Source organism: Acidovorax sp. SUPP3334, assembly GCF_030159055.1.
Lineage (GTDB): Bacteria > Pseudomonadota > Gammaproteobacteria > Burkholderiales > Burkholderiaceae_C > Paracidovorax.
The window spans coordinates 39818-61751 of sequence record NZ_BQXQ01000004.1 but is presented as its reverse complement, the minus strand read 5'-3'; the positions used below and the strand labels follow the sequence as shown (position 1 = coordinate 61751).

Here is a 21934-nt window from a genome sequence, read left to right as displayed (position 1 = left end):
GGGGAATGTCAAAGGACGGGTCCCAGCGCCTCCAGCGAGTCGACATAGCCATCGGCATCCACCGTTTGCACGGGCTGGCCGTGGTTATAGCCGTACGTCACCAGCACCACCGGGCAACCGGCTGCACGGGCCGCCTGGGCATCGTTGCTGGAGTCGCCGATCATCACCGTGCGCGCGGGCGCCGTGCCCAACGCCTCGCACGTCTTGAGCAGCGGCAACGGGTCGGGCTTCATGCGCTCGAAGGCGTCGCCGCCGAACACGGTTTCAAAGAAGCCGTCCAGCCCCTTGGCCTGCAGCAGCGACACCGCGAAGGCAGTCGGCTTGTTGGTAAGGCATGCCAGGCGCAAGCCGCTCCGGCGCAGCGCCTGCAATCCGGCAACCACGCCGGGGTACAGCGTGGCGAACTGCCCGTTGACGGTCAGATAGTGGCGTTGGTAGCTCTCCCAGGCCAAAGGGTAGGTTGCTTCTATTTTTATAGCAATATCCCCTAGTGGATATTGCGCTAGCACGTGATTCAGCACCGATCGAATCAGGTGCTGCGATCCCTTGCCGACCATGCGTTCGATGGGTTCGGCTGCAATGCCGGGCAGTTCCAGTTCGCGCAGCATGCGGTTGATCGCCTCGGAGAAATCACCGAGCGTGTTCACCATGGTGCCGTCCAGGTCCACGATCGCCGCATCGGCTTGGGCAGAGGACAACGGAATGAAGTGAGAGGCCATGAAATGGGAGTTTGCAACGCCGAGCCACGAATTTCGCAGGCCCGAAGCGTGACGTTGGAAAAAGCGAGGGGTGACGCATTCTGCTGCGAAAGGAGACCGGCCCGCCTTCACACGATGGGCTAACGCGTGTAGTCGCCGCTGCTCTCCGGCTGGTAGTGGATCGCCACGATTTGCGCGGCGCAATGCTCCCCGCCGGGCGTGAGCCATCGGGCGATGTCCCCGACCTTCAGGCCCAGCAAGCTGCCGCCCACCGGGGAGAGCACGGAGATGTAGCCCGCGGCCGGCTCGGCATCGCCCGGATAGCAGAGCGTGAGCACTTGGCGCCGGGACGTGTGCACATCGACGCATTCGAGGCGGGAATACATCGTCACCACGTCAGCGGGTATGTCGCGTGGGCCGGTCACGTCCACGCCTTCCAGCATTTCGGAAAAAGCGGACGGGGCCTGCTCGCGAAGGAGCTTCGTGAGACGAGCGAAATCGAGGTCGGTGAGCGTGCGCTCGCCGTGAACCACTGCATGCATGACAGCACTCCATCAATGCGGCGCCGGGGAGAGAAAGGCGTCCGCTGCCGCGCGAGGCTGGTGCCCGGCGGTGAAGGGTTGCGCTGAAGGGTGAGTGCGACCGCCGGGCTCAGGAATGTGCGGGCGTCAGCTGCCGCCGGGCCTTCTTTGTGACCACCAGCGCGAACGGCGCTGCAAAAGGCAGCGCCGCAGCGGCGTGGGAACACATCAAGGCAGTCGTCATGCGCCCCATCTTATCGGCCTGCGCCGATTCGGCAGCATGCATCGGGAGTGCCCTCACGGTCCTTGCCAGATTGCCGGCGGCTCTTGCCATGCCCGCCGGCATGAAGCATGAGAGGGGCCCCAGCAAAGGCTCATCGCAGGCCTTTTCCGGGCCTCCGGTTGCCAGGCACGGGTCATGGCCGTGGCCCGCCCAGCGGCGCGGATGCGGTCAACCTTCCGTGAAACTCACGGCCTGTGTTCCGCGCCGCTTCGGCCGCACGACCACCGTTCCCGCCAGCTTGTCGTGCCAGCCCTGCTTGCGGCCATCGAACGCCACCCACAGCAGTCCCAGGAAGAGCGGAATCGCGGCAGCGAAATACGCCAGGTAGCGGCCGACGGACTGCCCGGTCGTCATCGGCTTGCCGGTCACGGCGTCCACCACGCGGGCGCCGATGGCCATCTTCCCCGGCGTGGCCTGCCGGCCCATCCAGAACAGCACGACCGCAATGGCCGGCAGCACCCACGAAATGACGAAATCCGCAGGCCCCAGGACCAACTGCTCGGATTCGAAATATTGCCACCCATAGAACCACACCAGCAGCGGCACCGTCACGGCGACCAGCAGCACGGTGTCGATCAGCGTCGCGCCGACACGCGCCCAGAAACCGACGTATTCGAGATCGGAAAAGCCGTTGTGGTCGTCCATGGAGTCGTTCTTTCTGAAGGGTCAATGCACTGCGGATTCTGGCAGTGATCGCTTGCCCCGTACTTGCCGTGATTCAAACGGCGAAAACGATAGGCGTCAGTGCGCCTGGTGGGCGCAGAGGGCCTGAGCGCTCAGGCAGCCTTCTTTTCGGCGGCATTCTTCTTCGCTGCGGTGGTCTTGGCGCCTGCTTTCTTGGCCGGCGCTTTGGCGGGGGCCTTCCGGGAAGACTTGGAGCCACCTTTCAGGCTTCGCATGAGCAGCGCGGTCAGGTCGATGACTTCGCCGGTTTTCGGCGCGTATTCCTCCGGGTCCAGCACGGTCTTGCCCTCCCCGGCCTTCGCCTTTTTCTCCACCAGTTTCATGACCTGGATGCGGAACTCGTCCTTGAAGTCGGCGGGGTTCCATCTGCCCGACATTTCCGAGACCAACTGCTTGGCCATCTTGAGCTCAGCTGCGCTGACATTTTTCTTGCCTGCGTCGGGCAAATCGAGGGTGTCCAGCGTTTTCACCTCATCACCCCAGCGCAGCCAAGTGCTGCTTCGTTGCGATGACGACTTTCGCCAGTCCGATCTTGCCCGTGGCGATCAGCGTTTCGCGGAGCAGCGCATAGACTTTGTCGCTCTTGTCGATGGGCGCGACGTAATAAGGCCGCTCCAGAAAGATGAAGGGCATTTCGTTGGCATCGATGAAGCGCTCGATCTCGATGGTCTGGGTCGTTTTGGGGAAGACCGCTTCGATTTCTTCGGGGCTGATGACGACATATTTGCCGTCTTCGTATTCCACGCCCTTGACGATGTTGTCCTTGTCGATTTCCTTGCCGGTTCTTTTATTGATGCGCTTGTAGCCCACCGGGTCCATGGACCGCTTGTCCCGCCAGTCGAAATCCACGCCTTGCTCGGTCGCGGCGGTGTGGAGTCCGACAGGGATGTGGACAAGGCCGAAGGTAATGGCGCCTTTCCAGAGGGTGCGGCTCGCAGTTGCCATGTTGTCTTCTCTTTTTGATCGGGGAAACCCGTTTGGCCAGAGTGTCACGCGCCCTTTGGGTGCTTTTTGTAGGCGGCTGCTTATCTGAACGGTAGGCCTTGTCTCCAAATCGAAGGCCCGGCCCAGCTTGCCCGGGACTTCTTGTTCGTCTGTGCCGCTCGGGGGGTGGCGATCTGCCTTGTTCGGCGGTATCTTCGCCATCAAGCGCCCATCCTCTGAAATGACCTCCGTTCTGCGCCCCATTGCCATCCATGTGGAAGAGCCCGCCGCCGGGACCTTCCGCTGGGTGTTGATCGAGCGCGACGATGGCAGCGGTACCTGGGCGCCCATCCAAAAATCCGGGGCTGCCACCGACACCTACCGGCAGGCCATGGCCGATGGCCTTCTTGCCTTGCAATCCATGATCGAAGACCTGGACGTCGGCCCCCGGCTCACCGCGCAGAAAGATATCCCTGCGAACCATCACCGATCCGACGACGCTGCATCGGCGGATGACGCCGAGGAAGCGCAGCCGCGCACTGCCAGGCCCACCCTGTTCGGCTTCGGGTCGGCGCGCTGAGCCGCAGTGCTTCCAGTCAAAGGTCCAGCTCGGCCAATCGCATCGCGATCTTCCTCTGCACGAACGGCACATGCCCCAGCCATCCCAGCGCCGCGTTGCGCGCCGCGCGCGCAAGCGGTGAAGACGCGGTGGCCACTCTGGTCATGGCATCGGTGGTGCCCACGATGCTCTTCGCAATCGTGTGCCGGCGCGCGGCCCACGCCTTCAGGCCCTCATGGTCCCCCTGCCGCAGCGCCTGCAAAAGGGGCTCCGCCAATGCGGCCGCGTCCTGAACGCCGGTGTTCATCCCCTGACCGCCTGCGGGACTGTGGACATGCGCCGCGTCTCAGTTGCTGGCGGCGGTGCGCGGCCTGGGGTGTGCGCCCGCAGAAGCGAAGAAGCGCGCCGCGCTCATTGCGTCGCAAATGCTGGGGGTCGCTTTGGTGCGGTATGTGCTCGAACTGCCCTCCGCATCGCTGGATCGACTGACCTGGATCCGGGCGGTGGGGCGCACGGTGCAGCGCTACCTCACCGAGCCGCTGTGAAGCCGTAAAGCACCCGGGATTCGGCAAGCCCGGTGATGCAGAATGCCCACCACCTTGAACCGAAGGCCCATCGATGACAACGCTTTCAAAAATCCTCGGAACCGACTTTCCTCTCATCCAGGCGCCGATGGTCGCCATCTCCGGAAGCGCCATGGTGATCGCCGTGAGCGAAGCGGGCGGCCTGGGGTCTCTGCCGGGGGCGGGGCTGACGCCCGACGCCATGTGCCGGGAAATCGCGGCGATCCGAGCCGCCACGCGTCGCCCTTACAACGTCAATTTTTTCTGCCATGCGCCGCCGGAGCCGGACAAGCAGCGCGAAGCCGTCTGGCGCCAGGCGCTCGCCCCTTACTACGCAGAGTTCGGCCTTCGCTCGGAAGACTTTCCCCCGGGGGCCGGGCGCCATCCGTTCAATGCCGAAGTGGCCGGACTGCTGGAGGAGTTTCGCCCGCCCGTGGTCAGTTTCCACTTCGGCCTGCCGCCGCAGGACCTGCTCAAGCAGGTGCGGGGTTGGGGCTCGAAAATCCTCGCCTCGGCCACCACGGTGGACGAAGCGGTCTGGCTCGAAGAGCGCGGTGTGGACGCCGTCATCGCACAAGGCCTGGAGGCAGGCGGGCACCGTGGGCATTTCTTGTCGCATGACCTCACGAAGCAGTCGGGCACGTTCGCCCTGCTTCCGCAGATCGTCGGCGCCGTCCGGTGCCCCGTGATCGCTGCCGGGGGCATCGCGGACGCCAAAGGCGTTGCCGCAGCGATGGCGCTCGGGGCTTCGGGCGTGCAAGTGGGGACGGCTTACATGCTGGCGAAAGAAGCCACCACGAGTGCCGTACACCGTGCCGCCCTGAAAAGCGAAGCGGCGCGCCATACCGCGCTGACCCACCTGTTCACCGGCCGCCCGGCGCGCGGCATTGTGAACCGGCTGATGCGCGAGGTCGGCGCCATGGACCCGGCGGCGCCGGAGTTCCCACTGGCAACCGCTGCGCTGGCCCCGTTGCGCGCCAAGGCGGAAGCGCAAGGCTCGGGCGATTTTTCACCGCTCTGGTCAGGACAGAACGCCAGCGGCTGCCGGGAAGAACCCGCTGCAGCGGTGACCCATGCGCTGGCCCAGGGGTTTCGCTGAACGGCAGCTTCCCGACCGCTACCCGATCATTTTCATTCGCGCCATCGACCCGAAGCGGCACCCATGAAGATTCCAGCCCTGCCTTTTACCGCGACGGACTGGTCGCTCATCGAACCGACCGAACACCCTGGAGAAACCGGCACGGCCCATTGGCGCACGCTCACCGTGGGCGACATCCGCATTCGCAGGGTCGACTATTCCGCGGGCTATCTGGCCGACCATTGGCGCGACCGTGGGCACATCCTGTTCGTGCTGGAAGGCACGCTGGATACCGAACTGAAGGATGGGCGCCGTTTCACGCTGTCTGCCGGCATGAGCTATCAGGTGTCCGACTTCGGAGATGCAGCCCACCGCTCGTCCACGGACACCGGGGCCAAGCTCTTCATCGTGGACTGAACGAAGGGAAGGGGCTCAGCGGCGGGCGGCCTGCCCGCACCGGCGCTGCGCTCCGTCCGACAGACGCTTGCCCCGTGCAACCCCTACGCTGCAACCCTCGCTCTCGCCAGAACTTTGCTGGCGATTACAGGGCTGTATCGATCAAAAGGGTTTCACCATGCCGTTCTCTTTTCGCAGATTTTCCCTCGCGGCCACCTCCGCTTTGCTCGCTGCCGCCGCAGGCGCCGCCCATGCGGCACCGGACGAGTCAGCGAGGGCGCGATACGAGCGCGACCGCCAGGCCTGCCTGAGCGGCAACACGCAGCAATCGCAGGCCGTGTGCCTGCAGGAGGCCGGCGCTGCGCTGGAATCCTCACGCGCGGGCCAATTGACCGATGCCGCAGCGCCCACCCAGCAGAACAATGCCGTGGAACGGTGCGATGTCTTCAAGACGCCGGATGACCGGGCCGCCTGCCTGGACCGCGTGAAGGGCCAGGGCGCGGTATCGGGCTCGCCCGCAGCGGGCGGCGTGCTGCGTGAAAGCACCACGACCACCATCACGCCGGCACCGGCGACCCGCTGATCCAGCGGGCCATGGCCACCGCGCCCGCGGCCGGGCCGTCAGGCCAGCTGCGTGCGCATGGCGCCGATCACGCCAGCGTAGTCGGGCTTGCCGAAGATGGCGCTGCCCGCCACGAACGTATCGGCACCCGCATCCGCCACGCGGCGGATGTTGTCGGTCTTGATGCCGCCGTCCACTTCCAGGCGAATGTCCTTGCCGCACGCGTCGATGCGGCGGCGCACGGCTTCGATCTTGCGCAGCGCCGAGTCGATGAAGCTCTGGCCGCCGAAGCCGGGGTTCACGCTCATGATGAGGATGAGGTCGATGTCGTCGATCACCCAGTCCAGCACATCCAGTGGCTGGGCGGGATTGAAGACCAGGCCGGGCTTGGCCCCCTTGGCGCGGATGGCCTGCACGCTGCGGTGCACGTGGGCCGAGGCGTCAGGGTGAAAGCTGATGTAGTCGGCGCCGGCATCGGCGAAGGCGGCGGCCAGCGCGTCCACGGGCTGGACCATCAGGTGCACGTCGATCGGCACGGGCTGGCCGTCGGGCGTCTTGGCGTGCGGCTTCAACGCCTGGCAGATCATGGGCCCGAAGGTCAGGTTGGGCACATAGTGGTTGTCCATCACATCGAAGTGAATCCAGTCTGCGCCAGCGGCGATGACGTTTTTCACTTCGTCGCCCAGGCGGGCGAAATCGGCGGACAGGATCGAGGGGGCAATGCGGTAAGTGCGGCTCATCCCCCGATTGTCGCAGCAGGCCGTCGCCCGGCCGCCACCAGGGGCGCGGGCACAGGTACCATTGCGCCCATGCCGAAGTACCAGTTCCAGGCCGAGGTGCGCCCCCAGTACCTGCCCGAGCAATCCGCGCCCGATGAGGGCTTTTATGGCTTCGCTTACACGATCACCATCACGAATACGGGCGATATTCCCGCCCAGCTCATTTCCCGCCATTGGGTCATCAGCGACGCACGCGGCCACACCGAAGAGGTGAAAGGCGAGGGCGTCGTGGGGCAGCAACCGCTGCTCAAGCCCGGCGAGTCCTTCCAGTACACGAGTGGATGCCGCCTGCGCACCGCCAGCGGCAGCATGCATGGCCGCTATTTTTGCGTGGCAGAGGACGGCGAGGCCTTCGAGTGCCCCATCGCGCTCTTCGTGCTGGAAGCCGTCTCGGGGGGGCCGTCCGGCGCGCCCTTGAGCGGCCGAGTGCTCCATTGAAGCGCCAAGCCAACGACCTGGGCCACTTGCTGGCCCAGATGGACGCCAGCGCACCGCTGGCACAGCGCCACCTTTGGCTGATCGCGTTGCTGGACTGGGTGCGGGGCAACCGCCGCTCGGTCGAAGCGGCCCTCGGCCGCATGCAGTTGTTCGTCGAGGCCATCGAAAAGGACGAGGCCGCACGGCAACGCCTGCAGGCCTGGTGGAGCGCGCTGGTCGGCACCGTGGACATCACCACCTTGCTGGCCGACTTCGGCTTCGCCCCGCGCACCGCGCTGGCGAGCGAGGTGGCGGAACGCCTGCGCTACAAGCTGCTGCCGGGCAGCCCGGAGACCATCGATGCGTCCGAGCTGTTCATGCTGGCGCTGCCCTACGACTTCGACGCGCTGTGGCTACAAGCCTTGGACGAAGCCCTGCTCGTGCGGCTGCTGTCGGCCATGGCGCCGGCCGAGGCGCCTGGCGCCACCCGCTGGCAGCGCGCCCTGCTGGACGCGATCACCTACTGCGCGGGGCAGATCCTGTCCACCGGCTTCGCGCCGGAATTGCGCCTGCGCATGAGCGAGGCAGCGCGCGACGCGCAGCCATTCCACGCGCTGATTCGCGATGTGGAAAGCGTGCGGGTGGAGGTGACGCACCAGTTGCGCACCACCGACCGGCTCGACGAATCGGTGCAGCGCCTGCGCGAGCGGCTCGATGCCTGCCGCGCGGCAGCGGCCACCGTGTATTCGCATTTCGAGGACAACGGCATTTCCGTCGGCCTCGTGTTCCGGCTGCGCCAACTGCGCGAACGCATCCTGAGGGTGCGCGAATTGCTGGACTGCCTTCTCTCGCCCACACCCGCCCCCACTGCGGCTCGCCTGATGGCGCGGCTGGTGACGGTGGGCCGCGAGCGCCGCAGCCTGCGCGCGCTGCTGGCATCCAACTCATCGCTGCTGGCCGCCAAGGTGGCCGAGCGCAGCGCCGAGACGGGTGAGCACTACATCACACGCACCGGCGCCGAGTACCGCGCCATGGTCGGCAAGGCGGCAGGCGGTGGCCTGGTGATGGCCTTCACCACCCTGATGAAGTTCGGCATCGCGGCGCTGGCGCTGTCCGCCTTCTGGGGCGGCTTCTGGGCCGGCGTGAACTACTCGGTGAGCTTCGTGCTGATCTTGTTGCTGCATTTCACGGTGGCCACCAAGCAGCCCGCCATGACCGCGCCGGCCATGGCGGCGAAGCTCAAGGACCTGCGCTCCGACGAAGCGGTGGTGTCGTTCGTGGACGAGGTCACGCACCTGGTGCGCTCTCAGGTGGCCGCGGTGCTGGGCAACGTGCTCGTGGTGTTCCCCATGGTGATCGGCATCACCCTGATGATCGCCAAGGCATCGGGCGAGCCCGCCATCAGCACGGCGCAGGCCCGCCATGTGCTGGAGTCGTTGCACCTGCTGGGGCCCTCGCTGTTGTTCGCGGCCTTCACCGGCGTGCTGCTGTTCGCCTCCAGCATCATCGCGGGCTGGGCGGAGAACTGGTTCGTGCTGCACCGGCTGGATTCGGCCGTGCAATACAACCCACGCATCACCCGGCTGCTGGGCACGGTGCGCGCCGCACGCTGGGCGCACTTTCTGCGCGAGAACCTGTCCGGCTTCGCCGCCAACACATCGCTGGGCTTCATGCTCGGACTGGTGCCGCCGATCGCCTCGTTCTTCGGGCTGGGGCTGGATGTGCGCCACGTGACGCTGTCGTCGGGCCAGCTGGGCGCGGCCAGCACGGCACTGGGCCTTCAGGTGCTGCACCTGCCGCAGTTCTGGTGGGCCGTGGCCACGATTCCGCTGCTGGGGGCACTGAACGTGTCGGTGAGTTTCTACCTGGCATTCCGCCTCGCGCTGCGCGCGCACAGCGTGACCGGCGTGGAACGCGCACGCATCTACGCAGCGCTGCGCGCACGCATGCGCGGGGCGCCGCTCGAGTTTTTCATGCCTGCCCGGCGCACGGCCTGACCCTGCCGCGACGGCATTTTCCAGCCGTCCGAAGGGGGGCCTCCGTCCTACAGTAGGGGCATGGCTCAACGGGTAAATTCGGGCGACCCCAGGGTCGGGCCGCTGCGCGCCGAGGGGGCTTCGCGAAGGCCGACCCAACCCTGCAGGCTCTGCGCCTGCGCGAAGAGGATTAATAAAGAATGGATGAAATCCTGAGCTTCTGGGCGCAATGGTTGCGCCCTTCGGCCGGGTTGCCCACGGTTCAATGGTCACTGCTGCTCGCCGTGGCCGCGGTTTCGGGCTACCTTTTCCAACGTCACATCGGTCTGCCCAAAGTGGTGGGCTACACATTGGTCGGCACCATCGCCGGCCTGCTCGGTTTTACCGGCGCCGTCTGGCCGCTGCAGGGCATCAGTCTGTTCCTGCTGGAACTGGGCATCGCATTGGTGCTGTTCGAAGCGGGCGGGCGCATTCCGCTGCGCTGGTTCCGGCACAACCCCATGGTGCTGGTGCAGAGCATCGCCGAATCGGCGCTGGCCTATTTCGCCGTCTATTACGTGCTGATCTGGCTGGACGTGCCCCAGCGCGCCGCCGGCCCGCTGGCGCTGGTCTCCCTGGCAGCATCGCCCGCGGTGCTCAGCCGCGTGATCGCCGACACGCGCGCCGCCGGCCCCGTGACCGACCGCGCCATGGTGCTGGCCACGCTGTCCACGCTGTATGCCCTTACGCTGGGCAGCGCCACGGCGGAACTCATCAACCGCCCTGCCGCGCGCATCATGGACACCATGTACCCCGTGATGGTGGTGCTGGGCGTTTCGATCATCGTGGGCGCGGTCCTGGCTCTCGTGCTGCGCATGGCGCTGCGCTTCATGAGCCCCACGAGCGAGAACACCTCCTTCCTGCTGCTCACGCTCATCGCCGCCGGCACGGCCGTGGCGGCGCACATGGGCGGCTCCGCACCGCTGGCGGCGCTCTTGGCAGGCATGCTGCTCAAGCAGCTCAACCCACGCCCCTGGGCCTGGCCGCGCCAGATGGGCACGGCGTCCTCGCTGCTGACCATGCTGATGTTCGTGCTCGTCTCCACCGTGGCGGCCCAGGCCGACTGGAGCGGTCCGGTGGCCGGCGTGGTGCTGGCACTGATCGTGGTGCGGCTGGCGGCCAAGGCCGTCGGCGTGGCGGTCGGCAACGTGGGCAGCGGCGCCAGCTGGCGCCAGGCCCTGTGGGTGGGTTGCGCGATGACTCCCATGTCGTCGATCGCGCTGCTCATCGCTTCGCAATTCGTGGTGGCCTCGGCCTCCACCGGCCAGCTGATCGCCCGCGTGGCGCTGCCGGCCATCCTGCTCATGGAAGTGCTGGGGGCCGTGATCGCCACCGTGGCCATCTACCGCGCGGGCGAAAGTTCGAAACCCTGGGCGCCGCTTTCGCGCGCCGGCAACGGAGACAACAGCCGTGAGTCTTGAAGCCTTCCACCATTCCGAGCCACTGACGCTGGGGGTCGAGCTGGAGCTGCAGCTCGTCAACACGCACGATTACGACCTGGCACCCTACGCCGAAGACATGCTTCGCCTCATGCACAAGACGCCGCTGCCCGGCAGCGTCGTGCCCGAGATGACGAACAGCATGATCGAGATCTCCACGGGCGTATGCCACAGCAGCAGCGAGGTGCTGGGCCAGCTCACGCAGATCCGCGATGCGCTGGTCAAGAGCGCGGACAAGCTCAACATCGCCGTGGCCGGCGGCGGCACCCACCCGTTCCAGCAATGGCACGAGCGGCGCATCTACGACAAGCCGCGCTTTCGCGAGCTGTCGGAGCTGTACGGCTACCTGTCCAAGCAATTCACGATCTTCGGGCAGCACGTGCACATCGGCTGCCCCGATGCCGATGCCGCGTTGCTGATGCTGCACCGCATGTCGCGCTACATCCCGCACTTCATCGCGCTGTCGGCCTCCAGCCCCTACGTGCAGGGGCAGGACACCGCGTTCGACTCGGCACGGCTCAATTCCGTGTTCGCGTTCCCGCTGTCGGGCCGCGCGCCCATGGCGCTCACCTGGACCGATTTCGAGCACTACTTCGACAAGATGACGCGCACCGGCGTGGTCAAGAGCATGAAGGACTTCTATTGGGACATTCGCCCCAAACCCGAGTTCGGCACCATCGAGATCCGTGTTTTCGACACGCCGCTCACCGTGGAGCGCGCTGCCGCACTGGCGGGCTTCGTGCAGTCGCTGGGCGCGTGGTTCCTGGCCGAGCAGCCCTTCATGCCGACCGAGGACGACTACCTCGTGTACACGTACAACCGCTTCCAGGCGTGCCGCTTCGGAATGGATGCGGTCTATGTGGACCCGGCCACCGGCAACCACATGCCGCTGCGCGACCACATCCTGCAGACGATCGATCACATCGCGCGCCATGCCGGCGTCACCGGCGCTTCCGGCGCGCTGCACATGCTGCGCAGCGAGGCCGATGCGGGCCAGAACGACGCGCGCTGGCTGCGCGAGCGGCAGCGCAATGAACAACTGCTCGGCGAAGTGAGCCGGCAGGCGGCGCAGCGCTTTCGGGGCGCGGTGTCCTGAGCCCCGAAAGCGGCAACGCAGCGGACGGCAGGCTCCCGATGCTCCACGCCATTCGTGCCGACATCACCCGGCTGACGGTGGACGCCGTCGTGAACGCGGCGAATTCATCGTTGCTCGGGGGCGGCGGTGTGGATGGCGCGATCCATCGCGCGGCGGGCCCCGGACTGCTGCATGAATGCCGACTGCTGGGTGGATGCAAGGTGGGCGACGCGAAGGCCACCAAAGGCCATCGACTGCCCGCCTCGCACATCGTGCACACCGTCGGCCCCGTGTGGCGCGGTGGAGTGCACGGCGAGGCGGAGCTGCTGGCATCCTGCTACCGCAAGTCGTTGCTGCTGGCGAGCGAGCTGGGTGCGAAGACGGTGGCATTCCCCTGCATCAGCACCGGCATCTACGGCTACCCCGTCGAGGCAGCGGCCCAGGTCGCGATCGACACGGTGCGCGCCGCGTTGGCGCAAGCGCCCGGTATCGAAGCGGTGACTTTCTGCTGCTTTTCCGAAGACGATTTATCCATCTACCAGCGGATTCTCGCGGAGCGAGAACGCTAGCCCCCGGCAGCAGCCAGCAGGCTGGGGGGGCGAAAAAAAACCGACCTCGAAGGGTCGGCTTTTCATGGAGCCGATGGGCTCGGTCGTTCAGTAACGGCCGCCGCCATAGCCACCGGTGCCGTAGCCGACATCCGAGCGCTTGTTGGCGGTGTAGCCCGCGGGGCTGTAGCCACCCGAGCCGCCGCCTTCTTCGCGAGGGCGGGCCATGTTCACGACGATGGAGCGGCCATCGACGGACATTCCGTGCAGGGCGGTGATGGCGGCCTGGGCGGCGTCGGCTGAGGCCATTTCGACGAATCCAAAGCCCTTGGAGCGACCGGTTTCACGGTCCATCATGACCTTGGCGGAAGAGACGCTGCCGAACTCGGCGAAGTTGCTTTGCAAGATGGCGTCGGTCACGGAATAGGGCAGGTTGCCCACGTAGATTTTGCTGCTCATGGAAGAGCCTTTCTGAAGGAAGGTGCGCAACGGACGGCGCGTTGGAAGACAGGATGCGCGGACCGGGAGTCCGCGGCAACGGGCACAGGTGGATGCGATCTGCGGCAGCAGAGCATCAGCACGCAGGAGGGTGCAGCATGCACGTTTGCAGCCAGCCCTGGGTGATGGCGAAGAGCCGGGCGGCTTCGCGCGATGCGAAGGCTTTGTCGAAACGGAATACGCGGCAGTAGCTGCCGTTACCCTGGGAGCGATGGACCGAGAAGGAAGCGCGAAAGCGGCCACAGTCGGTCGGGTGTGTCGAGGGCGAGACGACGTACTTGCCCATGGGGATAGCGGTGATGGAAATCTAGTTCATTCAGGGTCGCGGGCTCGGGAAGCCTGCGTGAGCATCTAAAGACTCGGTTGGCTGCAGCTCGACAGACCAAACGGGCGACAAGGTCGCAAAAGGCGGCCGACTGGGATGGGGTGCCCCTTCTTGCCGGTATTGCGGTGCCGGCACGGGTCAGGCGCTGTCACTGCAACAGCCCGGATTATATTTCCCGTATTCATTTGGAGTCAACTTAATATTCTTGCCGGTTCTAAACAAGCTTGGCATCACGTCCGTGCGCGTGGCCTGCCTGCGCCTGCACCTTATGCTCCTGCCATGGGTGAATTCGATCTGATCCGGCGCTTCTTCCAGCGCCCCGTTCGCCGCGCCGTGCTGGGCGTCGGCGATGACTGCGCGCTCCTGGCACCTGCGCCCGGCATGCATCTGGCCGTTTCCAGCGACATGCTGGTGGAAGGCCGCCATTTCTTCGCCGATGTCGATCCCGAGGCGCTCGGCCACAAGGCCCTGGCGGTCAACCTGAGCGATCTGGCGGCCTGCGGCGCGCGCCCGCTGGCGTTCACGCTGGCTTTGTCGCTGCCCCGCGCCGACAGCGCGTGGCTGGAGCGTTTCTCGCGCGGGCTGTTGGCGCTGGCCGATGCGCATGGTTGCGAACTGGTGGGTGGCGACACCACGGGCGGGCCGCTCAATCTCTGCATCACCGTGTTCGGCGAAGTCCCTGCCGGTCAGGCCTTGCTGCGCAGCGGTGCTCGGGCGGGCGACGACCTGTGGGTGAGCGGCACCCTGGGGGACGCGCGGCTTGCGCTGGAAGCGCTGCGCGGCGAGCGGTCCCTGCCCTCGCCGCTTCTGGCGCAGGCCCGCGAGCGGCTGGAACGCCCCACGCCGCGTGTCGCCCTGGGCCAAGCCCTCCGGGGAATGGCCAGCAGCGCCATCGACGTGAGCGATGGCCTGGTGGGCGATCTGGGCCATGTCCTCCAAGCCTCGGGGGTCGGAGCCTGCATCGACACCTCGATTGCTACTAAATTAATAGCATTACAGGCAATGAATACTGCGGTGGAGGCCATTTTCGATACCGACACCCTGCTGCGCTGCACGCTGTCCGGAGGCGACGACTACGAACTGCTTTTCACGGCCCAGCCCGGCCAGCGCAGCGCGGTGGAAGCGGCCGGCCGAGCCACCGCCACCCCCGTGACCCGCATCGGCAGCATCGAAGCCGAGCCAGGCTTGCGGTTGGTGGGCTCGAAAGGCGAACCGATAGTGGCCGACGACCTGTCATACGACCACTTCCGCTGACAGCCTCCTCCGCAATCACCTCAGCGACAGTGAAATGACAAAAAGTCATTTGATGTCAGATGACTTTATGACGAAATACCACCAAAAACCCGTTTCCGCCTGTCAATCGCCGAGACGAATCAGCACTCGCGCAATCGTTTGCGCCGAAGTAAACACTAACTCGAAGCGCCTTACTCGACGCTGACTCGTGCCTCAGGAGACCTTCCTCGGGGTAAACGCTGATCGTGCGATTTCGCGCCCCTTTCAAAATCCCCACCAAGTTGTACGATGTCATTTAATTTAATCTGCACTAAAAGACAGCCGGGAACCCCAGGCTGCGATCGCCGCGCCGACGGCGCGTACATTCCTTGCACCAGAGACAAGAGGAAACATTCATGAAACGCAGAGATTTCGCGCTCACCGCGCTGGCACCGCTATGGCTCGCCGCTTGCGGAGGCGGTTCGGACGGCGCGTCCGGCCCCAAGGGCGAAGCGGCCACCGCGCTGCGGCGCGCCGCCGACTACATGGACGAAGTGGTGTCCTACCGCGGCGGCTACGTGTGGTCGTATTCGCCCGACCTGAAGCAGACCTTCGGCGAGATGGAGGCCTATCGCACCATGTGCTGGATCCAGCCGCCCGGCACGCCGTCGGTCGGCCACGTGTACCTGGACGCCTACCACGCGACCGGCGACGACCGCTTCTACCAGGCGGCCGAGCGCACCACGCTGGCCATCATCGCGGCGCAGCATGCTTCGGGCGGATGGAACTACATCCACGACTTCGCGGGTGAGGCGTCGCTGAAAAAATGGTACGACACCATCGGCAGGAACGGCTGGCGGCTGGAGGAGTTCCAGCACTACTACGGCAATGCCACGTTCGACGATGCGGGCACGGCCGTGGCCTCGCAACTGCTGTTGCGCATGTATGTCGAAAAACGTGACGTGCGCTTTCTCGCGCCCCTGCAAAAGGCCATCGACTTCGTGCTGAACGCGCAGTTCGGCCCCGAGTACGGCGTGGCCGACGGCGGCTGGCCGCAGCGGTTTCCGCACTTTCCGGGCTCGGTCGCCAGCATGCCTTCGCCCCATCCCGAGCAAGTGCCGGCAGGCGCGCATTCGGACATGGAAGACGGCGACTACACGCTGCACGTCACCTTCAACGACGACGTGATGGGCGAGAACATCAAGTTCCTCACGATGTGCGTGATGGCACTGGGCGAGACACGCCTTCTGGGCCCCGTCGCGCGCGCCATGGAATGCATGCGGCTGATGCAGCAAAGCGGCCCGCAGGCGGGCTGGAGCCTGCAGCACCTGTCGCGGCCCAAGGACGGGCGCCCCGCAGGCGCGCCAGCGGGCGCACGCAGCTACGAGCCCCGCTCGCTGGCCACGCACACCACGCAGACCAACATCCGCCAGTTGTTCAACTACTTCCAGCTCACGGGCGATCGCCGCTATCTCGCCCGCATTCCGCAGGCCATCGACTGGCTCAAGACCTGCCGCCTGCCGGCGGCCGCCGTTGCCGGCAATGCGCTGCTGGGCGGCGGTCGCACGCACCCCACGTTCGTCGAACTCGGCACCAACGCGCCGCTGTACGTACACCGCTACGGCTCCAACATCCACAACGGCGGCTACTACGCCGACAAGGACTGGAACAACACCGTGAGCCATTATTCGGCGGGCCGTGCCATCGACATCGCGGGCCTGGAGTCCACCTACCAGAAGCTCTCCGCGATGACCGACGCGGCCGTGGCCGACATGGCCTCGCGCTCGCCGCTCAAATCCGGCACGGCGGGGCGCGCGCTGCCCCGCTATTTTTCGATCCGCGAGGTGGACTTTCCCGATCTCTTCACTGGCGCCGCCATGCCCACGCCGAACGTGCCCGACGCCGAGGCCCGCACGCTGGTGGACGAGCTGGGCAGCAAGGGTTACTGGACCTCGCCCGTTCCCGAGATCGTCAACCCCTACCAGGGCGACGGCCCCGCCGCGGCCTACACCGGCACGGCCTACCGCAGCAAACACGTGGGCGATGCCTATGACACCTCGCCCTACCCGGCCGATGCCCCGCCCGAAGTCGCGCCCTACGTGAAGCGGGACAAGCCGCAGTTCATCGTGACCTCGGAATGGATTCGCCGCATGGGCCGGCTCATCGCCTACGTAGCGCCCCAGGCGTGATGGGCCCCGCCGGCCGGCTGAAGACGGCCGGCGCTCCGGGGACTGGCACGGGTGAATAATCGCCGGGACGCGGCAGGCCTGCCGCCTGCCCCGGATTCACCCCGCCCGCCCCTGAGGAGCCGCCTTTGATCCACTCCATGCCCCCCTTGAGGCCTTTGCTGGCCACGCTGCTGACCACGTTGCCCGGCACCCTGGCGCTGCTCGTTGCCGGTAGCGCCATGGCGCAAGACGGTGTTGCCTCGCGCATCACCCAGGTCACCGTCTCCCCCGGCAGCGCCACCGTGGAGCGGACAGCGCGCGTGGCGGCCGGCGCGCGCAGCGCCGTGTTCCGCTGCCTGCCCGCCTCCATCGACACCGCCAGCCTGCAGATCGCGGCCGGCGCGGGGGTGCGTGTGGGCGAGTTCAAGATCACCACCGAGGACCGCGACGTGGCCGCCGGCTGCGCCAGCCCGCTGGACGGGCGCATCCAGGACCTGGAAGACCAATTGGCCGCCGTGCGCGCCGAAACGTCTTCGCTGCAATTGGTGAACCGCTATTTGCAGGGCGTGGCCGGCAACGCCGGGGGCTCGGCCGATACGACTCCCACCGAACGCCGCGCCCCGGCCGGCACCGCACCGGTGGCCGTGAGCCCCGCGCAGATCGGCGCCACGGCCGATGCCCTGCGCAAAACCTCGCTCGATGCCCTTAACCGGTCCCACGCGCTCAAGCGCCGGCAAGAGGCGCTGGAACTGGCGCTCAAGCCCCTGGTGGCCGAGCGCAACCGCAATGCGGGCGGCCCCCGGGCGCGCGCCGTGTCGGTCGCCGTCAACCTGGCGGCCGAACGCGAGGGCGAGCTGCGCCTGTCCTACCAGGTGCGCGGCCCCGGCTGGCAGCCCAGCTACCGCGCCGTGCTGAACAGCGACACCGGCGCCGTGGTGCTGGAGCGGCTGGCGCTCGTCGCGCAAAACAGCGGCGAGGACTGGACCGACGTGCGCCTGACCCTCTCCACGCAAGCCGCCGCGCGCGTCACCCGCGGCCCCGCGCCGGGCAGCTGGACGCTCGACGTGGCCCCGCCGCCCCAGCCGGAGCCGCAAAGGTCCATGGCCCGCCTTGCCGCGCCCCCCGCACCGGCTGCGCCCGCCCCGATGGCCGAGGCGGCCGAAGCCGCCGACGTACCCAGCTTCGACGTGACCGCTTTCTCCGGCAACTACGCCATGCAATTCGCCGTGCCCCAGCGCATCACGGTGCCCTCCAACGGCCAGCGCACCACGCTGGCGCTGGGCACGCACAACGCCTCGGCCACGCTGCTCACGCGCGCCGTGCCCGCCCGCCAGGAAACGGCCTATCTCGTGGCCGAGATCGCGCCGCCGCCGGGCGCCTGGCCGGCCGGCCCCGTGGGCCTGTACCGCGACGGCGCCTTCGTGGGCAACGACACGCTGGATTTCGGGCAGGCCTCCACGGCCGGCGGCAAGGCCACCCTGTGGTTCGGGGCGGATGACCAGGTGATCGTGCAGGCCGAGCCCGAGCAGGAAAACACCGGCAGCGCCGGCTTCACGGGCGCCCGCACGGAGCGCCGCACCACCCGCGCCTACCGCCTTGAAAACCGCCACGCCCAGCCCGTGACGCTGCAGGTGCTGGACGTGGCCCCGGTCTCGCGCAACGAAAAGATCGAGGTCGAATCCCGCTACACGCCCACGCCGCAGGACACCGCTTGGAACCGCACGCCCGGCACCATCGCCTGGCAGCAGCCCCTGGCCGCCGGCGCCACGGCGCGCTTCACCGCCACGCACACCGTGCGCTACCCGAAAGAGATCGAACTGCGGGAGCACCAATGAACGCCGCCCCTTCCGGCGCGGCCCCGTCCGTCAGCGCACCGCGCCGTGCCACGGCCGCGTTCATGCGGTCGCACCCCGCGCACTGGATCGCCCTGGGCTTCGGCGCGGGCCTGTCGCCCAAGGCGCCCGGCACCGTGGGCACGCTGTGGGCGTGGCTCGCCTACCTGGTGCTGCAGCAATGGCTTACCCCCCTGCATTTCGGGGTGCTGATCGGGGCCGGCACGCTCGTCGGCTGGTGGGCCTGCACCACCACCGCGCGGCACCTGGGCGTGGCCGACCCGGGCAGCATCGTGTGGGACGAGGTCATCGCCTTCTGGCTCGTGCTGTGGCTGGCCATGCCCATGGGCTTTTGGGGACAGTGCGCGGCATTCGCGCTGTTTCGCTTCTTCGACGCCGCCAAGCCCGGCCCCGTGGCCTGGGCCGACCGCCAGTTCAAAGGCTTCGGCTGGCGCGGCGGCTGGGGCATCGTGTTCGACGACCTGGTGGCGGCCTTCTGCACCCTCGTCGTGATCGCGCTCTGGAGGCACCTGTGGTGAACCCCGGCACGGCACATGGAGATTTGCTATCAAAATCAGAGCAATGCCCCCTAGAAGATATTGCGCTGGAGGCCTGTTTGGCCCACATCGCACAAACGCTCGTCGAACGCGGCTGGATGCTGGCCACCGCCGAAAGCTGCACCGGCGGGCTCATCGCCGGCGCCTGCACCGATCTCGCCGGGTCGAGCCGCTGGTTCGAGCGCGGCTTCGTCACCTACTCCAACGCCGCCAAGACCGAACTGCTGGGCGTGCCCGCCACCCTCATCGAAGCGCATGGCGCCGTGAGCGAGCCCGTGGCGCGCGCCATGGCCGAAGGCGCCGTCGCCCGCTCGCCGGCGCAGGTGAGCGTGGCGGTGACCGGCGTGGCCGGGCCCGGGGGCGGCAGCGTGGACAAGCCCGTGGGGACGGTGTGGTTCGGCTGGTCGGTGGAGGGCGTGGTGCACAGCGAGGCGATGCGCTTTGCCGGCGACCGGGCCGCCGTGCGCGGCGCCACGGTGAAGCATGCGCTGGTGCGGCTGGCCGGTTGGCTCGGGTCAGGGACCGGCCTCGCCTGACTCGATGCGCGCAGCATCCCATCGCTTGAACTCGACGGCCTTCGCGAGCATTCCCAGCGTGAGCGGGACCTTCTTGTGCCGATCCCGAAAACGGCGGAAAGGCATCAGCAACACGAGAAAGGGGTTGAGCCCTTCGTCGTGGACATACCGTCCAAAGTCGAAGCCGCTGGATCCATGCCGAACGCCTCGAAGAATTTCTCCATGAACTCGGCAGCGTCGTCGCCCGTGATGCCGAGGTCATCCTCGATCGTGGTCGTCTCATCGAGATCGCGGCCCGGCAAATGCCAGACTCGGGCGATTACTTGACACGATCTATCGTGAGGCGCATGAACTCCCAACGGCTACCGTCTCTCGCCGAAGTGGGGGAACGAACTTCAGGTTGAGCGGTGGAATGAGGTACCTCACCTTGCAGGCGCTGGCTTGCGACGACGCTATCTACCTACCTACGCAGCCAGCGCCTTTGTCGATACCGAAAAATCCCCGCGCTCCAGCTGCGCCAGCAGTTTCTCACGGCACGCATGGAGTATCTCGTCGGCCAGTGCGGAGTTATCGGGGCAGCCGCGTGACAGCACCAGCGCGCCGACTGAGTGCGCCAGCAGATTGATCAACTCGCCTCGCTCCGCGTCACTGACGGTGTCTTCATCGTCACGCGGCGATACCCGAGCAACCTTCTGAGGCGTGGCTGGGAGCCGCACCGCTGCCAAGATCGATTCGATGCCCTCTGCGAAGACGGTTTTGACGGCCTCAGACTGGCGAGCCGTGTCACTGCCCAGACGCGACAAAGAGCAGCCGGTCTTGAGCGCATCGCGCTCTGCACGGGACACGTAGTGCTGCACGAACTGGGCAGCGTCTGCACCGCCCACCGCTGCCGCCGTCTGCTCCAGACCACAGGCCAGCGCCTCTTTGATCAGGTCGGCTTTAGACCGGAAATGGTTGTAGAAGCCGCCATGGGTAAAACCCGCAGCCACCATCAGGTCTGCCACTCCGACGCCATCGAAGCCCCGCTCTCGAAACAGCGCTGAAGCATGTTCAACGATGGAGCCTCGGTTTGCCTGAGCCTGCGCCTTGGTGACTCTCATATATATGCGGTTACAGGAGGGTTTTGACGAGTCCAACTATACATTGATGTTCATCGTCATCAAAGTCATTGACTTTTAAAATGACGATCGTCATCATAATGACTCATCAACTTTTTCGAAACATTGCCATGTCCGACACGCACGTCACCGCACCAACCCGCTTCGTCGATATCGAGGGCAGCCGCTTCGCATACCGCCGCTGGGGCACAACTGACACAGCGCAGCCGCCCGTGCTGCTCCTGCAGCACTTCCGTGGTGGCATGGATAACTGGGATCCTCTGCTCACCGACGGTCTGGCGGCGAGCCGCGAAGTGATCCTCTACAACTACCGCGGCTGTGCATCCTCGACCGGCACACCCCGCAATCGCCTGGAAGATATGGCGGAAGATGCTTTCAAGTTCATCGGTGCGCTGAAGCTGGCCCAAGTCGACGTGCTGGGCTTCTCGCTGGGGGGCGCTGTCGCCCAGGATCTGGCGCGCCTGTACCCGCAGGTCGTCCGCAAGGCCCTGCTGCTGGGCACAGGGCCACGCGGTTCGGTGCCCGCCGAGAACCCCGAGAGCGTTTTGAAAGTGGCCATCAACCCCGTCCCGACCCAGGAAGACTTTCTCTTCCTGTTCTTCGGTCGGTCTGAAGCCGCCGTGCAAGCGGGCAAGGAGTTCTGGGCGCGCCGGCACGAGCGCGCAGACCAAGACACCCCTAGCTCGCCCGAACTGATGATGACCCAGGCTGAAGCAATGCAGGCGGCCTACACCTCGGTAGACCCAAACAGCCCGTTTGCGCACCTTAAAGACATCAAGCAGCCGACTTTGATCCTCAATGGCAACGACGACGTGATGATTCCGTCGATCAACTCGTGGCACATGGTGCAGAACATTCCGAACGCCCAGTTGTTGATCTATCCGGACGCCGGACACGGCGCACAGTTCCAGTATCCGCAACGGTTCCTTCAGCACGCCACGCAGTTCCTGGCAGAGTGAGTCCACGCCTTGTATGCATGCGCTCGTCCGGAGCGCGTGTGACAAGAGCATGCCGTCAGGATATACGCCTGCAGGCAGCCTGCAGTTGAACGCTTCATCCATCGCGACTCACGCACCGCAAAGCCGCTGGCGACGTCGCTGAGAGACGTCTATCACTGTCGGCCGCAGCACCGAACTGCGTGGCCGCGAAGGATTGCGCAATCGGGTGC

General features: G+C 66.3%; 24 protein-coding genes and 2 pseudogenes. 16 read left to right on the top strand and 10 right to left on the bottom strand.

Features of this window, described 5'->3' with window-relative positions:
- Positions 1–8 precede the first annotated feature (8 nt).
- From gph to ku, 5 genes and pseudogenes are all read right to left on the bottom strand, one after another.
- Positions 9–719: a phosphoglycolate phosphatase gene (gene gph, locus AVHM3334_RS02945; protein WP_284409500.1), complete on the bottom strand. Its 711-nt coding sequence runs from the start codon at positions 717–719 to the stop codon at positions 9–11.
- Between the two features lie 119 nt (positions 720–838).
- Positions 839–1240: a GreA/GreB family elongation factor gene (locus AVHM3334_RS02940; RefSeq protein WP_284409499.1), complete on the bottom strand. Its 402-nt coding sequence runs from the start codon at positions 1238–1240 to the stop codon at positions 839–841.
- A 109-nt stretch (positions 1241–1349) separates the two neighbouring features.
- Positions 1350–1505, bottom strand: a complete 156-nt coding sequence (locus AVHM3334_RS02935; RefSeq protein WP_284409498.1) for a hypothetical protein — start codon at positions 1503–1505, stop codon at positions 1350–1352.
- Positions 1506–1670: 165 nt separating this feature from the next.
- Positions 1671–2147, bottom strand: coding sequence for an RDD family protein (locus AVHM3334_RS02930; protein WP_284409497.1), 477 nt, complete (start codon positions 2145–2147; stop codon positions 1671–1673).
- Positions 2148–2278: 131 nt separating this feature from the next.
- Positions 2279–3131, bottom strand: a pseudogene (gene ku, locus AVHM3334_RS02925) (non-homologous end joining protein Ku).
- A gap of 220 nt (positions 3132–3351) precedes the next feature.
- On the opposite strand from ku, the gene AVHM3334_RS02920 reads away from it, so the two are divergent.
- A complete protein-coding gene (locus AVHM3334_RS02920) occupies positions 3352–3690 on the top strand; it encodes a hypothetical protein (RefSeq protein ID WP_284409496.1) in 339 nt (112 codons plus the stop codon).
- Between the two features lie 16 nt (positions 3691–3706).
- Here AVHM3334_RS02920 and AVHM3334_RS02915 read toward each other — a convergent pair.
- Positions 3707–4003 (bottom strand): annotated as a pseudogene (locus AVHM3334_RS02915) (FAD-dependent oxidoreductase); the annotation flags it as partial.
- Positions 4004–4031: 28 nt separating this feature from the next.
- Here AVHM3334_RS02915 and AVHM3334_RS02910 point away from each other — a divergent pair.
- The 4 genes from AVHM3334_RS02910 (at position 4032) to AVHM3334_RS02895 (ending at position 6289) form a co-directional block, all read left to right on the top strand.
- Complete coding sequence (locus AVHM3334_RS02910; protein WP_284409495.1) at positions 4032–4214, top strand: TetR/AcrR family transcriptional regulator; 183 nt, start codon at positions 4032–4034, stop codon at positions 4212–4214.
- Positions 4215–4287: 73 nt separating this feature from the next.
- Positions 4288–5331 carry an NAD(P)H-dependent flavin oxidoreductase gene (locus tag AVHM3334_RS02905; protein WP_284409494.1) on the top strand — a complete coding sequence of 348 codons (1044 nt, stop codon included), beginning with the start codon at positions 4288–4290 and terminating at the stop codon, positions 5329–5331.
- A gap of 63 nt (positions 5332–5394) precedes the next feature.
- Positions 5395–5727: a DHCW motif cupin fold protein gene (locus AVHM3334_RS02900; RefSeq protein WP_284409493.1), complete on the top strand. Its 333-nt coding sequence runs from the start codon at positions 5395–5397 to the stop codon at positions 5725–5727.
- 157 nt (positions 5728–5884) lie between these two features.
- The gene (locus tag AVHM3334_RS02895) at positions 5885–6289 is read left to right on the top strand and encodes a hypothetical protein (protein WP_284409492.1); all 405 of its coding nucleotides are present in this window, start codon (positions 5885–5887) and stop codon (positions 6287–6289) included.
- A 38-nt stretch (positions 6290–6327) separates the two neighbouring features.
- Here AVHM3334_RS02895 and rpe read toward each other — a convergent pair whose 3' ends face one another.
- Entirely contained in the window at positions 6328–7008 is a 681-nt protein-coding gene (gene rpe / locus AVHM3334_RS02890) for a ribulose-phosphate 3-epimerase (RefSeq protein WP_284409491.1), read from the bottom strand.
- 69 nt (positions 7009–7077) lie between these two features.
- Between rpe and apaG the strand changes: the two genes are divergently transcribed.
- From apaG to AVHM3334_RS02865, 5 genes are all read left to right on the top strand, one after another.
- The gene (apaG, locus tag AVHM3334_RS02885; RefSeq protein WP_284409490.1) at positions 7078–7485 is read left to right on the top strand and encodes a Co2+/Mg2+ efflux facilitator ApaG/CorD; all 408 of its coding nucleotides are present in this window, start codon (positions 7078–7080) and stop codon (positions 7483–7485) included.
- Positions 7482–9461, top strand: coding sequence for a transporter-like protein TlpB (tlpB, locus tag AVHM3334_RS02880; RefSeq protein WP_502869838.1), 1980 nt, complete (start codon positions 7482–7484; stop codon positions 9459–9461). Before apaG ends, tlpB begins: the two co-directional genes overlap by 4 nt.
- Positions 9462–9640: 179 nt before the next feature.
- Positions 9641–10900, top strand: coding sequence for a cation:proton antiporter (locus AVHM3334_RS02875; RefSeq protein WP_284409489.1), 1260 nt, complete (start codon positions 9641–9643; stop codon positions 10898–10900).
- Positions 10890–12014, top strand: a complete 1125-nt coding sequence (locus tag AVHM3334_RS02870) for a YbdK family carboxylate-amine ligase (RefSeq protein ID WP_284409488.1) — start codon at positions 10890–10892, stop codon at positions 12012–12014. The genes AVHM3334_RS02875 and AVHM3334_RS02870 overlap by 11 nt, the downstream gene beginning before the upstream one ends.
- 38 nt (positions 12015–12052) lie before the next feature.
- Positions 12053–12562 carry an O-acetyl-ADP-ribose deacetylase gene (locus AVHM3334_RS02865; RefSeq protein WP_284409487.1) on the top strand — a complete coding sequence of 170 codons (510 nt, stop codon included), beginning with the start codon at positions 12053–12055 and terminating at the stop codon, positions 12560–12562.
- Between the two features lie 87 nt (positions 12563–12649).
- On the opposite strand, the gene rbp is transcribed toward AVHM3334_RS02865, so the two are convergent.
- Positions 12650–13000 (bottom strand): RNA-binding regulator, encoded by a 351-nt coding sequence (rbp, locus tag AVHM3334_RS02860; protein ID WP_284409486.1) that lies wholly within the window; start codon positions 12998–13000, stop codon positions 12650–12652.
- 115 nt (positions 13001–13115) lie between these two features.
- Positions 13116–13325 carry a hypothetical protein gene (locus tag AVHM3334_RS02855; protein WP_284409485.1) on the bottom strand — a complete coding sequence of 70 codons (210 nt, stop codon included), beginning with the start codon at positions 13323–13325 and terminating at the stop codon, positions 13116–13118.
- A 318-nt stretch (positions 13326–13643) separates the two neighbouring features.
- Here AVHM3334_RS02855 and thiL point away from each other — a divergent pair, with 318 nt between their 5' ends.
- The 5 genes from thiL to AVHM3334_RS02830 all read left to right on the top strand — a co-directional run bounded on the left by thiL (position 13644) and on the right by AVHM3334_RS02830 (position 19669).
- Positions 13644–14618: a thiamine-phosphate kinase gene (gene thiL / locus AVHM3334_RS02850; RefSeq protein ID WP_284409484.1), complete on the top strand. Its 975-nt coding sequence runs from the start codon at positions 13644–13646 to the stop codon at positions 14616–14618.
- Between the two features lie 374 nt (positions 14619–14992).
- The gene (locus AVHM3334_RS02845; RefSeq protein WP_284409483.1) at positions 14993–16765 is read left to right on the top strand and encodes a pectate lyase; all 1773 of its coding nucleotides are present in this window, start codon (positions 14993–14995) and stop codon (positions 16763–16765) included.
- A gap of 137 nt (positions 16766–16902) precedes the next feature.
- Entirely contained in the window at positions 16903–18579 is a 1677-nt protein-coding gene (locus AVHM3334_RS02840; protein ID WP_284409482.1) for a DUF4139 domain-containing protein, read from the top strand.
- Positions 18576–19115: a phosphatidylglycerophosphatase A family protein gene (locus AVHM3334_RS02835; RefSeq protein WP_284409481.1), complete on the top strand. Its 540-nt coding sequence runs from the start codon at positions 18576–18578 to the stop codon at positions 19113–19115. Before AVHM3334_RS02840 ends, AVHM3334_RS02835 begins: the two co-directional genes overlap by 4 nt.
- A gap of 116 nt (positions 19116–19231) precedes the next feature.
- Positions 19232–19669: a CinA family protein gene (locus AVHM3334_RS02830; protein ID WP_284409682.1), complete on the top strand. Its 438-nt coding sequence runs from the start codon at positions 19232–19234 to the stop codon at positions 19667–19669.
- Between the two features lie 443 nt (positions 19670–20112).
- Here AVHM3334_RS02830 and AVHM3334_RS02825 read toward each other — a convergent pair whose 3' ends face one another.
- A complete protein-coding gene (locus tag AVHM3334_RS02825) occupies positions 20113–20748 on the bottom strand; it encodes a TetR/AcrR family transcriptional regulator (RefSeq protein ID WP_284409479.1) in 636 nt (211 codons plus the stop codon).
- Positions 20749–20828: 80 nt separating this feature from the next.
- On the opposite strand from AVHM3334_RS02825, the gene AVHM3334_RS02820 reads away from it, so the two are divergent.
- Positions 20829–21725: an alpha/beta fold hydrolase gene (locus tag AVHM3334_RS02820; protein ID WP_284409477.1), complete on the top strand. Its 897-nt coding sequence runs from the start codon at positions 20829–20831 to the stop codon at positions 21723–21725.
- Positions 21726–21934 lie beyond the last annotated feature (209 nt).

Excerpts from the sequence above, each read along its gene's own strand:
- AVHM3334_RS02905 (WP_284409494.1), top strand. The coding sequence starts at position 4,288 with ATGACAACGCTTTCAAAAATCCTCGGAACCGACTTTCCTCTCATCCAG.
- AVHM3334_RS02865 (WP_284409487.1), top strand. The coding sequence starts at position 12,053 with ATGCTCCACGCCATTCGTGCCGACATCACCCGGCTGACGGTGGACGCC.
- AVHM3334_RS02940 (WP_284409499.1), bottom strand. The coding sequence starts at position 1,240 with ATGCATGCAGTGGTTCACGGCGAGCGCACGCTCACCGACCTCGATTTC.
- thiL (WP_284409484.1), top strand. The coding sequence starts at position 13,644 with ATGGGTGAATTCGATCTGATCCGGCGCTTCTTCCAGCGCCCCGTTCGC.
- AVHM3334_RS02835 (WP_284409481.1), top strand. The coding sequence starts at position 18,576 with ATGAACGCCGCCCCTTCCGGCGCGGCCCCGTCCGTCAGCGCACCGCGC.
- AVHM3334_RS02895 (WP_284409492.1), top strand. The coding sequence starts at position 5,885 with ATGCCGTTCTCTTTTCGCAGATTTTCCCTCGCGGCCACCTCCGCTTTG.
- AVHM3334_RS02920 (WP_284409496.1), top strand. The coding sequence starts at position 3,352 with ATGACCTCCGTTCTGCGCCCCATTGCCATCCATGTGGAAGAGCCCGCC.
- AVHM3334_RS02840 (WP_284409482.1), top strand. The coding sequence starts at position 16,903 with ATGCCCCCCTTGAGGCCTTTGCTGGCCACGCTGCTGACCACGTTGCCC.
- AVHM3334_RS02935 (WP_284409498.1), bottom strand. The coding sequence starts at position 1,505 with ATGCATGCTGCCGAATCGGCGCAGGCCGATAAGATGGGGCGCATGACG.
- AVHM3334_RS02855 (WP_284409485.1), bottom strand. The coding sequence starts at position 13,325 with ATGGGCAAGTACGTCGTCTCGCCCTCGACACACCCGACCGACTGTGGC.
- rbp (WP_284409486.1), bottom strand. The coding sequence starts at position 13,000 with ATGAGCAGCAAAATCTACGTGGGCAACCTGCCCTATTCCGTGACCGAC.
- apaG (WP_284409490.1), top strand. The coding sequence starts at position 7,078 with ATGCCGAAGTACCAGTTCCAGGCCGAGGTGCGCCCCCAGTACCTGCCC.
- AVHM3334_RS02825 (WP_284409479.1), bottom strand. The coding sequence starts at position 20,748 with ATGAGAGTCACCAAGGCGCAGGCTCAGGCAAACCGAGGCTCCATCGTT.
- AVHM3334_RS02900 (WP_284409493.1), top strand. The coding sequence starts at position 5,395 with ATGAAGATTCCAGCCCTGCCTTTTACCGCGACGGACTGGTCGCTCATC.
- gph (WP_284409500.1), bottom strand. The coding sequence starts at position 719 with ATGGCCTCTCACTTCATTCCGTTGTCCTCTGCCCAAGCCGATGCGGCG.
- AVHM3334_RS02820 (WP_284409477.1), top strand. The coding sequence starts at position 20,829 with ATGACGATCGTCATCATAATGACTCATCAACTTTTTCGAAACATTGCC.
- AVHM3334_RS02875 (WP_284409489.1), top strand. The coding sequence starts at position 9,641 with ATGGATGAAATCCTGAGCTTCTGGGCGCAATGGTTGCGCCCTTCGGCC.
- AVHM3334_RS02830 (WP_284409682.1), top strand. The coding sequence starts at position 19,232 with ATGCTGGCCACCGCCGAAAGCTGCACCGGCGGGCTCATCGCCGGCGCC.
- AVHM3334_RS02845 (WP_284409483.1), top strand. The coding sequence starts at position 14,993 with ATGAAACGCAGAGATTTCGCGCTCACCGCGCTGGCACCGCTATGGCTC.
- rpe (WP_284409491.1), bottom strand. The coding sequence starts at position 7,008 with ATGAGCCGCACTTACCGCATTGCCCCCTCGATCCTGTCCGCCGATTTC.
- AVHM3334_RS02930 (WP_284409497.1), bottom strand. The coding sequence starts at position 2,147 with ATGGACGACCACAACGGCTTTTCCGATCTCGAATACGTCGGTTTCTGG.